Source organism: Pseudomonas sp. CFBP13509, from assembly GCF_005233485.1.
In the GTDB taxonomy this organism is placed as follows: Bacteria; Pseudomonadota; Gammaproteobacteria; order Pseudomonadales; family Pseudomonadaceae; genus Aquipseudomonas; species Aquipseudomonas marginalis.
Genome location: NZ_QGAA01000016.1, coordinates 94,920 through 108,072, shown reverse-complemented (window position 1 = coordinate 108,072; position 13,153 = coordinate 94,920). Strand labels below are relative to the sequence as shown.

Here is a 13,153-nt window from a genome sequence, read left to right as displayed (position 1 = left end):
GTTATGAAGTCCCCTGGAAGTTTTCCCCAGTCCCCAGCAAATGCGGTCGATGACTTTGATCCGCGCTCCGGCTCGCTGCTCGAACGCGCATTGTTCAACCATCGCCTGTGGGTGTTGCTGCTGTGCCTGGCGACCACGTTGGTGCTGGGTTGGCAGTCCGGCCGTGTCGAGCTCAATGCCAGTTTCGAAAAAATGATCCCCACCCATCAGCCCTATATCGCCAACTACCTGGAGCACCAGAAGGAGCTGAGCGGGCTGGGGAATGCGGTGCGTATCGCGGTGGTCAACAAGCATGGCGACATCTACGACAGCGCCTACCTCAAGACCCTGCAGGCGTTGAGCGACAAGATCTACCTGCTGCCCGGTGTCGACCGTGCGTACATGAAATCGCTCTGGACGCCGGCCACGCGCTGGGTGGCGGTGACCGAGGCGGGCCTGGAGGGTGGGCCGGTCATTCCGGATAACTACGATGGCGGCGCAGCGAGCCTTGCGGCATTGCGGCGCAACGTGCAGTTGTCCAACGAAATCGGCCAGTTGGTGGCGTTCGACCAGGCTTCGAGCATCATCCAGGTACCGCTGCTGCAGCGCACCCCGGACGGCAAACCCTTGGACTACAGCCAACTGTCGCAACAGTTGGAATCATTGCGCAGCCAATACCAGAGCGACAGCATCGACATCCGCATCACCGGTTTCGCCAAGAAAGTCGGTGACCTGATTGCCGGCCTACGGCAAATCCTGATGTTCTTCGCCGTGGCGATCCTGATCACCACGGTGGTGCTTTATTGGTACACCCGCTGCATTCGCAGCACTCTGTTGGTGGTGTTCTGCTCATTGGTGGCGGTGGTTTGGCAGCTCGGCTTGCTGCCGCTGCTCAATTATCAACTGGACCCCTATTCGGTGCTGGTGCCGTTCCTGGTGTTTGCCATTGGCATGAGCCACGGCGCACAGAAGATGAACGGCATCATGCAGGATATCGGGCGCGGCATGCACCGGGTGGTCGCCGCACGCTTCACCTTCCGCCGCCTGTTTCTCGCCGGCCTCACCGCGCTGCTGTGTGATGCGGTCGGTTTCGCGGTGCTGATGATCATCAAGATCCAGGTGATCCAGGACCTGGCGATGATTGCCAGTATCGGCGTGGCGGTGCTGATTTTCACCAATTTGATCCTGCTGCCGATATTGCTTTCTTATGTGGGGGTCAGCCGCCGTGCGGCGCAACTGAGCCTGAAAAGCGAGCACGCCGAACTGGCCGGCCACAATCGCCACGGATTCTGGCGCTTCCTCGACCTGTTCACCCAGCGCCGGTGGGCGGCGCTGTGCATCGCCCTGAGCCTGGCGCTGGCGACGCTCGGCTTCATCGTCAGCCTGCAATTGAAAGTCGGTGACCTGGATGCGGGCGCGCCTGAGCTGCGGGCCGACTCGCGCTACAACCAGGATGATGCATTCCTGACCCGGCATTACGGCGCCAGCAGCGATCTGTTCGCGGTCATGATCAAGACACCCGCCAGCGCCTGTTCGCGCTATGACATCCTGAACAAGGTCGATGCCCTCGACTGGCAGTTGCGCACCTTGCCGGGTGTCGATTCGACCAATTCCCTGGCGTTGCTCAACCGCCGCATGCTGATGGGCCTGAGCGAAGGCAGCCCGAAATGGTATGAGCTGCAGAACAACCAGGCGATGCTCAACATGGTCACCGCCGGGGCACCGCGCGGTTTGTACAACGAAGACTGCAGCCTGCTGACACTGTACGTCTACCTCTCCGACCACAAGGCGCAAACCTTGAGCCGCCTGGTGGATCACGTCGAGCAATTCGCCGCGGCGAACAATACCGATGACGTCCAGTTCCTCCTGGCCGCTGGCAATGCCGGGATCGAGGCCGCGACCAACATCGTCGTCAGGCAGGCCAACCGCGAAATGCTGTTCTGGGTCTACGGCGCGGTGATCCTGCTGTGCCTGATCACCTTCCGTTCCTGGCGCGCCACGATTTGCGCGGTGATTCCGCTGATGCTCACATCGATCCTCTGTGAGGCGCTGATGGTCTGGCTGAACATCGGCGTCAAGGTCGCGACCCTGCCGGTGATTGCCCTCGGCGTGGGCATCGGCGTCGACTACGCGCTGTACGTGATGAGCATCCTGCTCGGTCATATGCGCCAGGGCACAAGCTTGTCTGAGTCGTATTACCGGGCACTGCTGTCCACCGGCAAGGTGGTGATGCTGACTGGCGTGACCTTGGCGATCGGCGTGGCCACCTGGATGTTTTCGCCAATCAAGTTCCAGGCTGATATGGGCGTGCTGCTGGCCTTCATGTTCGTCTGGAACATGGTCGGTGCGCTGGTTCTATTGCCAGCCCTGGCTCACTTCCTGTTGCCGAGCAAGCGGGTGAGCGCGGGGCAGGCCGAAGCCAGACCCAGCCATTCGACGAGCTTGCCGATGATGCCTGCCGTAGCCGAGGAGGGGGCTTGCGTGAAGCACTCGCTACGCCTGACTTCAGAGCACGATCAAACGATAAAAGACGCCAATCCCGTCGCGTCATAACAACAAAAAAGGACGTTCCCATGCCTCGTGTGCATTTGTTCCAGCAGTCTCTATGGTTCGACCTCATCGCCGGCCTGAGCGCCTTTGGTATGGCATTTTGCGCGGCGCAACCTGCGGAGGTGTGCGATGAACGTTGAACGCCAGGCGCGGCTACCGCAATCCTTGTTGCTGTTGCTCGGCAGTTGCCTGCCAGTGCTCGGTGCGGTGCTGCTGGCCCCCGTCCTGCCGCGTATGCAGGAACACTTCGCCGACACACCGGGTGTGGCCGTGCTGGTGCCCATCGCCCTGACGCTGCCGGCGTTGATGATTGCGTTGTTGGCTCCCGTGGCCGGAATCATCGCTGACCGGCTGGGGCGCAAACCGTTGTTGATCGGTGCGATGGTGCTCTACACCGTCTGCGGCGTGCTGCCGCTATGGCTGGAGTCGCTGCAGGTCATCGTGATCAGCCGCGCCGGCATCGGTGTGGCCGAAGCGGCGATCATGACCTGCTGCACCACGATGATGGGCGACTACTACAGCGGCGCGCGACGTGAACGCATGTTCGCCCTGCAAATGGTCGCGACCTCATTGTCGGCGGCGATCTTCATTGCCATCGGTGGAGTGCTCGGCGAGCACGGCTGGCGTACCCCGTTTGCCCTGTATGGGTTGGGGCTGGTGTTCCTGCCGCTGATGGCCTGGTTGCTATGGGAGCCGCGTGCGCAGGCGGCCACCCTCACAACGGCGGGCAGGGCATTACCCTGGCGCCCGCTGGCACCGTTGTATGCCCTGGCATTCCTGGCGGGCCTGAGCCTGTTCATCGTGCCGGTACAAGTCGGTTACCTGCTTAACCTGCTGCATGTCGAAGGTTCGCAGCAGATCGGCCTGACCATGGGCGCCAGTCAGTTCGGCGTATTGGTCGGCGCCCTGAGTTTTCGTCTGTTGAGCGGTGTGCCGGCGCAGCGGCAGATGCTCCTGGCCTTCGTCGCGGCCGGGATCGGTGGCGGGCTGCTGGCGGTAGCCGACAGTCACGGGCTGGTGGTGATCGCCGTCCTGATCAACGGTCTGGGCATCGGCCTGATGATGCCGACCCTGCTCACCTGGATCATGAGCCAGGTCGACTTCCAGCAGCGCGGCCGCGCGGCCGGCGGCTTCACGGCGATGTTCTTCGCCGGTGAGTTCGCCAGCCCGCTGGTGGTGCTGGCGATCACCGGCGGCGTAATCGGCGCCTTGCCAGCGGCCTTGGGCATCGTCGCGGGCGTTCAACTGGTGGTAGCCCTGGCCTGCCTTCGGTTGCGTGGCAGCGGGTCTGTTTTTGCCACTGCGGTGGCCGCAGACCCTGAGCACTGACCTGCCCATTCGACGCTTCAACACAATAAGAACAACGAGGAGAACCGCATGAGTTATTTGCTCAACACCTGGTACATCGCTGGATGGGCAGACGAGCTGGCGCAAGGTGGCATGCTGGGCAGAACCATCGTCGAGCAACCCATCGTGTTCTTTCGCGATAGCCACGGTGTGATCCAGGCGCTCGCCGATCGTTGCCCGCACCGTTTTGCCCCGCTGCACATGGGCAAGGTTGTCGGCGACAGCGTCCAGTGCCCGTACCACGGCCTGCGTTTCGATGGCAGTGGCCAATGCACGCACAATCCCCATGGCGAAGGAAACATCCCCAAGGCCGCCTGTGTTCGCGGTTTCGCGGCCGTTGAGCGCCACGGGGCGATCTGGGTCTGGCCGGGCGATCGTCACCTGGCCAGCGATGCCTTGATTCCTGATTTTTCCTTTTTCGAGCAGGCGCCCACCCATGCCAAAGGGCATGGGTATTTGCCGACCCGTGCGCACTACGAGTTGCTGTCCGACAACATCATGGACCTGAGCCATGTTGATTTCCTGCACCCGGATACGCTCGGTGGCGGGGCGTTGTCACACACCCGAGCCACCATCGAGGAATTGCCCAACGATCGCGTACGCATCAGTTGGTGGGCGCCGGACGATGTGCCCCCGCCGGCTTTCGGCGCTCACCTTGAAGATCCGAGCCGGGCAGACGTCTGGGCCGAAGTCATCTGGCACGCCCCCGGCCTGATGCTGCTCGGCAGTGGCGCCACGGCGCCAGGGCGCCCCAGGGCCGAGGGACCAGTGACATGGAACCTGCATCTGATGACGCCGCAGGACGCGGCCAACACCCATTATTTCTTTGCCAACACGCGCAGTTTCGAGCAGGACAATGCGCAGTTGAATGCCTTCGTCCAGGAGATGTTGATCGGTATTTTCGCCGGTGAAGACAAACCCATGGTCGAGGCTCAACAGCGCCAGATTGGTGAGGTTGAACTGCTTGGCCTCAACCCTGTGTTGCTGCCAGTCGATGCAGGGGCCGTGCGCTGTCGACGTATTCTGCGTCGATTGATGGAAGCCGAGCGAGCGGAGACGCAAGCCAGTCGGTCATCAAACTATGAAAAAGAGGAACTGCGATGAGCTTTCTACGCAACGTCTGGTACGCGGCCGCCTGGGGAAACGAGATCAAGGCTGGCGAGTTGTTCCAACGAACCTTGCTCAATGAACCCGTGGTGTTTTTTCGCGACACCCAAGGTAATGCCCAAGCCATTGCCGATCGCTGTCCCCACCGTTTCGCGCCCCTGGGCATGGGCATCCTCAAAGGCGATGCGGTGCGTTGTCCGTACCACGGCCTGGAATTCGATGGCAGCGGCACCTGTGTGCATAACCCTCATGGTGATGGTGCAATTCCCAAGGCGGCAAAGGTCAAGGCCTACCCGCTGGTTGAACGCTACAGCCTGCTGTGGATCTGGATGGGCGATGCACAACTGGCCGATGCGACGCTGATTCCGGATTTCAGTTGCATGGATGAAGACCGTTGGTATGTCGGCAAACGCTACCTGCACGCCAGAGCCAACTACGTGCTGGAAACCGACAACATCATGGACCTGAGTCATATCGAATTCTTGCACCCGTCTACGCTGGGTGGCGATGGCGTCAAGAGCGCGTTGACCAGCGTGCAAGAGGAGGGCAACACCGTTTGGTCCAACCGCCAGACGGTTGCGGAAATCATGCCGGAGTTTCTCTACACCGCCTGGAACATTCCTCAGGGCACACCGGTGGACCGTTGGATCGATGTGCGTTGGGATGCTCCGGCGAACATGTTGCTGTTTTCCGGCGCCGTGGCGACCGGGCTCCCCAGGGATAAGGGCGTTTCCACACCGATTCCGCATCTGTTCACTCCAGAGACCGAGACCACGACTCACTACTGGTTCTCAGTCTGTTTCCCCAAGGCAATGGGCGAATTTGCCGAGAGATTCGCTGATGAGCAGGCGGCCGCGATCAGCCGGCCCTTTGCCGATGAAGACTTGCCAATGCTCGAGGCGCAGCAGCGCATGATGGGCGCTGCATCGTTCTGGGACTTGAAGCCGGTCCTGCTGATTGGTGATGCAGGAGCGGTCCGGGCGCGGCGTGTCCTCGACCGCATGATTGCTGCCGAACAGCCTGCGGGTGCCCAGTGATGATTGAAGTCATCGTCACTCGCAAGCGCCTCGAAGCCGAGGGCATCTACAGCTTCGAACTGGCCCCGGTCGAAAATTCCATGCTGCCTGCCTTCAGCGCTGGCTCGCATATCGACGTGCACCTGCCCAATGGCCTGGTGCGCCAGTACTCGCTGTGCAATCACCCGGAAGAACGCCACCGCTACCTGCTGGGAGTGTTGCTCGACCCAGCGTCTCGCGGCGGTTCGCAGGCCATGCACCAGCAAGTGCACGAAGGCAGCCGGCTGCGCATCAGCGAGCCACGCAATCTGTTCCCGCTTGAGCATGGGGCGGGGCACAGCGTGCTGTTCGCCGGCGGTATCGGCATCACGCCGATTCTCTGCATGGCCGAGCGCCTGGCGCGGATCGGCGCGCCTTTCGAGCTGCACTATTGCGGTCGCTCGGTCGGGCGCATGGCCTTTATCGAGTACCTGCGCCATTCGACGTTTGCCAAGTGTGTGCAGGTTCATGTGGACGATGGCGAGGATGCCCAGCGTCTCGACGCCGCTCGGGTTTTATCCGGGCCAGCCGCCGACCGTCACCTGTACGTCTGTGGCCCCAACGGTTTCATGGAACACGTGCTCGGCACGGCTCGCGAGCAGGGCTGGGCCGAGGCGCGACTGCACCGTGAGTACTTTGCCGCCGCCGCTGCCCCGGCGGGTGAGGCGGGCGGGTTCGAGGTGCAACTGGCAAGCACCGGACAGTGTTTCCAAGTGCCGGCCGCGCTCAGCGTGGCCCAGGTGCTGCTGGAAGCGGGAATCGATATTCCCCTGTCCTGCGAGCAGGGCATCTGTGGCACCTGCATTACGCGCGTGCTGGAAGGCGAACCGGAACACCGCGACATGTTCTTGACCGATGCCGAGCGGGCCCGCAACGACCAGTTCACGCCGTGTTGCTCGCGTGCCAGGAGCGCCCGGTTGGTGCTTGATCTTTAAGGTTTTCCACTGATTCATCTCTACCCGCTGCGGTGTTTTGCCAACTGATTAAGGAGTCGAACATGCAACAACTTCCTGGTTTCAAACGCGTGGTCACCGGGCATGATGTCCAAGGCCAGGCGGTGATCGCGCTCAGCGGACCGACGCCCAACAGCTTTGCGCTCAAGGCGGTACCCGGTACGGTCTTCCATGAGATCTGGAACAGTGGCGCCAGCCCCGCCGTACTCGACAACGGCGATGACCCCACTCGCAAGCCGCTTCAGTTGAGTCCGGCGCCGTTGGGCAGCGTCATCCGTGTGGTGGATATTCCGCCCGACAGCGTGCAGAACCAGGTCAGCGCCGAGGATGCCGCGGCGGCCTTCGCCGAAATTGGCCAGGCCCACGCCGGCACGGGGCAGGCTGATTCCAAACACAAGCTGATGCACCGCACCGAAACCCTCGATTACGGCGTGGTCACGGAGGGTGAGGTCTGGCTGGTGCTCGATGGCGAGGAAGTGCACCTCAAGCGCGGTGACATCGTCGTGCAGCGCGGCACCAACCACGCTTGGAGCAATCGCACCGAGCAGATGGCGCGCATGTTGTTCGTGCTGCTCGATGGCCGCTTCGCCCCCGAGCTGCAAGGAGAACCGGCATGAAGCTCAGCACCCTGAAAGATCACAGCCGCGACGGTCGCCTCTTGGTGGTGTCGCGCGACTTGGCCTGGGCGGTGGAGGCCAGCGATATCGCCGCGACGCTGCAGGAGGCTATCGAGCATTGGCCGAGCGTCGAAACGGCTTTGCGCAGGCGGTATGACGCGTTGAACGAAGGCACGCTGACCGGTGCCTTCACCTTTGATCCGCAGCAAGCCGCCGCACCCTTGCCACGTGCCTGGCAGTGGCTGGACGCCTCGTCTTTTCTCAGTCATGGCGAGCGGATGCAGAAGGCTTTTGGGCTGGATCCGATCGAAGGTGTTGAACACACGCCGCTGATGTATCAGGGCTGTGGCGATGACTTTCTGGGGGCTCACGACGACATCGTGCTGCCCAGTGAAACCCATGGCATCGACTTCGAAGGTGAATTCGCCGTGGTGGTCGATGAGGTTCCCATGGGTTGCTCGGCGCAAGAGGCCGCCGGCCATATCCGGCTCATCGTGCAAGTCAACGACGTCAGCTTGCGTGCGCTCGCCCCTCGGGAAATGAAGACCGGCTTCGGTTTTATCCAGGCCAAATCCTCGTCAAGTTTTGCCCCGGTGGCGATCACCCCCGACGAGTTGGGCGAGGCCTGGCGCGACGGGCGTGTGCACTTGCCGCTGAGGGTCGAATGGAATGGCCAGTGGTTCGGTCATGCCCACGGTGGCGCCATGCATTTCGGCTTTCATCAATTGATCGCCCATGCGGCGCTGACCCGGCGACTCAGGGCCGGCTGCGTGATCGGTTCCGGCACCGTTTCCAATGCCGATCCCACGGTCGGCGCGGCCTGCATCGCCGAGCGTCGTGCCGTTGAGATGATTGAGCACGGCGCGCCACAGACGTCCTTCATGCGCTTTGGCGACCGCGTGCGCATGGAGGTCTTCGATCTGCAAGGGCAGTCGGTGTTCGGGGCGATAGACCAGTGCATCGTGCGCGGAGGCCTCCCATGCGCGTAATGATTACCGGGGCCAATGGTTTTGTCGGCCGGGCGTTGGTGAAACGATTGCTCCAAACCAATGAGTTGCGAGGCCGGTCGATCAGCGCGTTGATATTACTGGACAAGGAATTGGTGGGGTTTGCAGAGGATAAGCGCCTGCGCCGGCATTGCGGCAGTGTCACCGACGCCGCGTTATTGCGCCGGGCCTTGGCCGATGGCATCGATGTGGTCTTTCACTTGGTCAGCATCCCGGGTGGCGCGGCCGAGCAGCACTATTCACTGGGCTATCAGGTCAACCTGCTGGCAAGCCTGGAGTTGCTTGACCAGTTGCGCGAGCAGCCTGGTACGCCGGTGCTGGTGTATGCCAGCAGCGTGGCGGTGTACGGCGGCGACCTGCCGGCTCGCATGGATGAGCGTGCCGTGCCGCACCCGCAGTTGAGTTACGGTGCGCACAAGGCAATGGTGGAAATGGCGATCAATGACCTTGCCCGACGGGGCGAGGTGGACGGTCGTGCCGTGCGCCTGCCCGGCATCGTCGCCCGTCCACGTGAACCCAATGGGCTGCGCTCGGCGTTCATGAGCGATCTACTTTACGCCTTCGCTCAAGGTGAACCGTATTGCTGCCCGGTGTCGCCGCAGGCGCAGGCGTGGTGGATGTCCGTGCGGTGTTGCGTGGATAACCTGCTGCGGGCCGCCGAATTGCCGGCGGCCGAGCTCGGCGCGTCACGTGTCTGGCAACTGCCGCTGTTGCACCTGTCCATTGCCCAGGTCATCGATGCCCTGGCCGCAGCCTACGGCCAGGAACGCCGCGCGCTGATCAGCTTCGCGCCGGATGCCGGGCTGCAAGCGTTGTTCGGCAACTTCCCTGCAATGAAAACCCCTCTGGCCCGCGCCCTTGGCTTTCGCCATGACGGCTCTGCCGGCGCCTTGATACGAAACAGTTTGAACGCTGCTGCCCCGGCGCGTCGTATGCGTGGACGGGTGGCGCTTGGAGTGACTGATCATGCAAACAGCTAAACGTCGCCTGGTGGACCTGTCCGTCACCCTGGACAACAACCCCTACACCGATCCGCCGCCATTGCTGCCGAAAATCGACTACATGGACCATCAGCAAGGCTGGCCGGAGATGGCCGCGATGTTTCCCGGCCTGTCCAAGGCGCAACTGCCTGGCGACGAATCCTGGGCGGCCGAGCGCCTGCAGATCACCACGCACAGCGGTACGCACATGGACGCCCCTTGGCACTACGCCTCGACCACGGACGGTGGCAAGCCGGCGTTTGGCATCGACGAGTTGCCGCTGGACTGGTGCCTGCAACCCGGCGTCAAACTGGACTTTCGTCATTTGCCGGATGGCCATGTGGTCAGCGCTGCCCAAGTGCAAGCAGAGCTGGAGCGTATTGGCCATGTTCTACGGCCGCTGGACATTGTCCTGGTCAATACCCGTGCCGGCGCGCTGTTTGGCCAGCCTGGGTACCTGGACGCCGGGGTTGGCATCGGCCGTGAGGCCACGTTGTACTTGTTGGAACGCGGCGTGCGCGTGGTGGGCACCGATGCCTGGAGCTGGGACGCGCCGTTCAAGTACACACGCGAACGCTTCGCCGCCACAGGCGACGCCTCGATCATCTGGGAAGGGCACAAGGCCGGACGCGACATCGGTTACGGCCAGATGGAGAAGCTGGCCAACCTGGAATGCCTGCCGGCCCATGGTTTCCAGGTGTCCTGCTTCCCCTACAAGATCAGGCACGCTTCGGCCGGTTTCGTCCGCGCCGTAGCGATTTTCGAGGAATGAGCGTGCCGGCTGCCGGTGGGAAAAAGCGCGCTAGCCTGTCCCAGGGGCTTGAGGCGCTGCTGTCGGAGCACATTATCGAGGGACGGCTGCGTGGCGGTGAACAGTTGCCCACCGAGTCGGCCCTGATGCTGGAGCATGGCGTCAGCAGGACCGTGGTGCGCGAGGCCATGTCGCGTCTACAGGCCGGGGGAATGGTCGAGACACGCCACGGCATAGGGACCTTTGTATGCGGTAGCGCCCTGTCGTTGGGGGCCTTCATCGACCCGGAGACGATCGGTCTCATCACCGATTCGCTGGCGATCATGGAGTTTCGGATCGGTCTTGAGGTCGAAGCCGCCGGGCTCGCGGCCCAGCGACGCAACACGGATCAGTTGACGGGGTTGCGGGCACTTCTCGATCAGCTCGGGCAGCCGGATGTCAGCGTCAATGATCGGGCGGCGTTGGATTTTCAATTCCATTTGGGCATTGCCCAGGCGACCGGCAACCCCTACATCGCCAGCACACTGCTCAACCTGGGCGAGGTCATCATCCCCCGCAGCCGACTGGATTCTGCGCGTCTGTTTCACGATGAGCCTTTGCATTACGAACAGCGCATGCAAAGCGAGCACGAGCAGATTTACCAGGCGATCTTCCATCAGGACACTGAGTGTGCGCGTGCCGCGATGCGCCTGCATCTCCAGGACAGTCGCGAATACTTGCACCAGGCCCGCCAAGAGTTGATGACATGACGCAGAACCAGAGCTACCCGGTGCCGGACATGGCCACGCAGCCTACTGCCACGGCGCTCACCATCATCGATCCCCGCTGGACTTTGTTCGTCCGGGTCGTGGCGGCTGGCAGTCTCAGCAAAGCGGCCGTACTGCTGGACATGCCGCAGTCCATGGTGAGTCGCAATATTGCCCTGCTCGAATCGCAATGTGGCGAACGCCTGTTCCATCGCAACGGACGTGGGGTGGTTCTGACCGAATTTGGCGAGCAGTTGCTGCCCTGTATATCGGATCTTCTGGCGAACGCTGAAAGCCTTGTCGATGACATTCGCAACCTGCGTGGAAAGCCGGTGGGGGAGGTAGTTGTGGGCATGTTGCCTTCCGCGGTGCGCCGGTTTGCGGGGACGCTCTTTTCTGCGGTGCGCGCGCAGATGCCCGGGGTGAGATTGCACCTGATCGAGGGCGCCAGTGCTCAACTCGAAGAGCAGTTGCACGATGGTCGTCTGGATATGGCGCTGGTGCTGCGCGAGAGCGAGGCGAGCGTCGGCCAAGCTCATCTGTTGGCCAGGCTACCGCTGCACCTGGTAGGACCCGTCGCCGATCCTCTGCTCGGAAATCGAGATATTGCGCTGGAAAATCTATCTGGGTTGCCATTGGTCGTGCCTGGGCGGCCGCATCTGCTGAGGGCCAGGCTCGATCATTTGGCTGCGGAGCAAGGCGTGGAACTGTGCGTGGCCGTGGAAGCCGACTCGGTCCAGCTCCAGTACGAAGTCGTCGCGGCAGGCGGAGGCTATGCGATTGCCTCGGTGTTGCCGGGCTCACTGGATCAACGACTTATTTCATCGCGCATTATAGAGCCCGTGTTGGAGCGCTTTGTCGTGCTGGTCGAATCGCCCCGGCGCCCCTTGACCCGTGCTTCCCGTGAAGTGCGACGGCTGATTTGCAATCTGTCCATGCCATCGATTTAAGCGATAGCTGCTTTGCATCCCCAGCAGTATTCGGTGGGGGGCGCGCCTCGTAGGGTGTCAGTCAACCAACGACTGATCCCCGATTGCGAGGTTTGCGCCATGCATCACGCCCAAGAACTCCAAGTCATTGCCCCGACGCTTTTTCTCAGTGACGCCGATGTGGCCTCGCTCGCCGACTGGAGCACCGCCGTCGCCGCGCTCGCCGAGGCGTATGCACGCCCTGCATCGGATGCCATGGTGCCGCCTCGCTCCATGGCCCGGGGCGATGGCATCTGGCTGCGCAGTTTGACTGCCGTACCTCCGGCTGGCGGCCATATGGGCTGCAAGTTGATCGCAGCCTCCATGCGGGCGCGCTGCGCCAGCTACCTGATTGCGTTGTTCGATCAGAAAACCATGGCGCTCAGTGCCCTGATCGACGGCAACCGGGTGACGGGTTTGCGCACCGCGGCAACCGCTGCGCTGGCAGTCGATTTACTGGCGCCCAAGCGCGCGCTGCGGGTGGGGGTGATTGGCTCGGGGTTTGAGGCCCGTGGCGCATTGGACTGCCTCAAGTCCGTGCGCGATGTGGCGCATGTCCGGGTATTCAGTCCAACGCCCGCTAGCCGCGAGCGTTTTGCCGAGAGCTTCAGGCCAGGGCTGGAGATCCAAGCGGTGAACAGCGCGCAAGAAGCTGTGCAGGATTGCGACGTGGTGATTTGTGCCGCCCGCAGTCGTGACGAATCTCCGGTCCTGCAAGGCACCTGGCTTTGCCCGGGGGCCACGGTTGTGTCGTTGGGTTCCACCTTGCCTGAGCAACGGGAAGTTGACCCGGTCACGATGGAGCGAGCCGTCTGCATCGTCGCCGATATGCCGCAAGAGGTGCTTCACGATACCGGTGACGCCATTGCGGCGATCAGTGCCGGCGTTTATGTCGCCGACAAATTGGTCGCGCTGTCGGACCTCGTCGCGGGCCGTGTCATACCGCGCCAGCACGCAAGCGACATCGTTCTCTACAAGTCTGTTGGCTCGGCGCTGCAGGACGTCGTCATCGCCCAAGCGCTGTACGAGCGCGCCCGGCAACAAGGCCTCGGCATCGAGTTGCCCGCCAGCATTGTCCCTGTCTCGAAATAAC

12 protein-coding genes are annotated in these 13,153 nt (G+C 62.4%); all 12 read left to right on the top strand.

Translation table 11 applies throughout. The annotated features are described in order from the left end of the window. The first annotated feature begins 3 nt into the window (after positions 1 to 3). The 12 genes from PspCFBP13509_RS23865 to PspCFBP13509_RS23810 all read left to right on the top strand — a co-directional run bounded on the left by PspCFBP13509_RS23865 (position 4) and on the right by PspCFBP13509_RS23810 (position 13,152). Positions 4 to 2,532 (top strand): efflux RND transporter permease subunit, encoded by a 2,529-nt coding sequence (locus PspCFBP13509_RS23865; RefSeq protein ID WP_137212791.1) that lies wholly within the window; start codon positions 4 to 6, stop codon positions 2,530 to 2,532. A gap of 126 nt (positions 2,533 to 2,658) precedes the next feature. Then, positions 2,659 to 3,858: an MFS transporter gene (locus PspCFBP13509_RS23860; protein WP_065947819.1), complete on the top strand. Its 1,200-nt coding sequence runs from the start codon at positions 2,659 to 2,661 to the stop codon at positions 3,856 to 3,858. Positions 3,859 to 3,906: 48 nt separating this feature from the next. Continuing rightward, a complete protein-coding gene (locus tag PspCFBP13509_RS23855; protein WP_137212790.1) occupies positions 3,907 to 4,980 on the top strand; it encodes an aromatic ring-hydroxylating dioxygenase subunit alpha in 1,074 nt (357 codons plus the stop codon). Then, a complete protein-coding gene (locus PspCFBP13509_RS23850) occupies positions 4,977 to 6,020 on the top strand; it encodes an aromatic ring-hydroxylating dioxygenase subunit alpha (RefSeq protein WP_065926053.1) in 1,044 nt (347 codons plus the stop codon). Before PspCFBP13509_RS23855 ends, PspCFBP13509_RS23850 begins: the two co-directional genes overlap by 4 nt. Beyond that, complete coding sequence (locus PspCFBP13509_RS23845) at positions 6,020 to 6,973, top strand: PDR/VanB family oxidoreductase (RefSeq protein WP_137212789.1); 954 nt, start codon at positions 6,020 to 6,022, stop codon at positions 6,971 to 6,973. Before PspCFBP13509_RS23850 ends, PspCFBP13509_RS23845 begins: the two co-directional genes overlap by 1 nt. A gap of 62 nt (positions 6,974 to 7,035) precedes the next feature. Then, positions 7,036 to 7,608: a cupin domain-containing protein gene (locus PspCFBP13509_RS23840; protein ID WP_065947816.1), complete on the top strand. Its 573-nt coding sequence runs from the start codon at positions 7,036 to 7,038 to the stop codon at positions 7,606 to 7,608. Further along, positions 7,605 to 8,597, top strand: a complete 993-nt coding sequence (locus tag PspCFBP13509_RS23835) for a fumarylacetoacetate hydrolase family protein (protein WP_137212788.1) — start codon at positions 7,605 to 7,607, stop codon at positions 8,595 to 8,597. Before PspCFBP13509_RS23840 ends, PspCFBP13509_RS23835 begins: the two co-directional genes overlap by 4 nt. Further along, positions 8,588 to 9,595, top strand: coding sequence for an NAD-dependent epimerase/dehydratase family protein (locus PspCFBP13509_RS23830; RefSeq protein ID WP_137212787.1), 1,008 nt, complete (start codon positions 8,588 to 8,590; stop codon positions 9,593 to 9,595). Before PspCFBP13509_RS23835 ends, PspCFBP13509_RS23830 begins: the two co-directional genes overlap by 10 nt. Next, positions 9,582 to 10,367: a cyclase family protein gene (locus PspCFBP13509_RS23825; protein WP_027603328.1), complete on the top strand. Its 786-nt coding sequence runs from the start codon at positions 9,582 to 9,584 to the stop codon at positions 10,365 to 10,367. The genes PspCFBP13509_RS23830 and PspCFBP13509_RS23825 overlap by 14 nt, the downstream gene beginning before the upstream one ends. After that, positions 10,364 to 11,095: a FadR/GntR family transcriptional regulator gene (locus tag PspCFBP13509_RS23820; protein WP_027603329.1), complete on the top strand. Its 732-nt coding sequence runs from the start codon at positions 10,364 to 10,366 to the stop codon at positions 11,093 to 11,095. The genes PspCFBP13509_RS23825 and PspCFBP13509_RS23820 overlap by 4 nt, the downstream gene beginning before the upstream one ends. Next, positions 11,092 to 12,042, top strand: a complete 951-nt coding sequence (locus PspCFBP13509_RS23815; protein ID WP_242001100.1) for a LysR family transcriptional regulator — start codon at positions 11,092 to 11,094, stop codon at positions 12,040 to 12,042. Before PspCFBP13509_RS23820 ends, PspCFBP13509_RS23815 begins: the two co-directional genes overlap by 4 nt. Before the next feature lie 99 nt (positions 12,043 to 12,141). Further along, complete coding sequence (locus PspCFBP13509_RS23810) at positions 12,142 to 13,152, top strand: ornithine cyclodeaminase family protein (protein WP_137212786.1); 1,011 nt, start codon at positions 12,142 to 12,144, stop codon at positions 13,150 to 13,152. Position 13,153 lies beyond the last annotated feature (1 nt).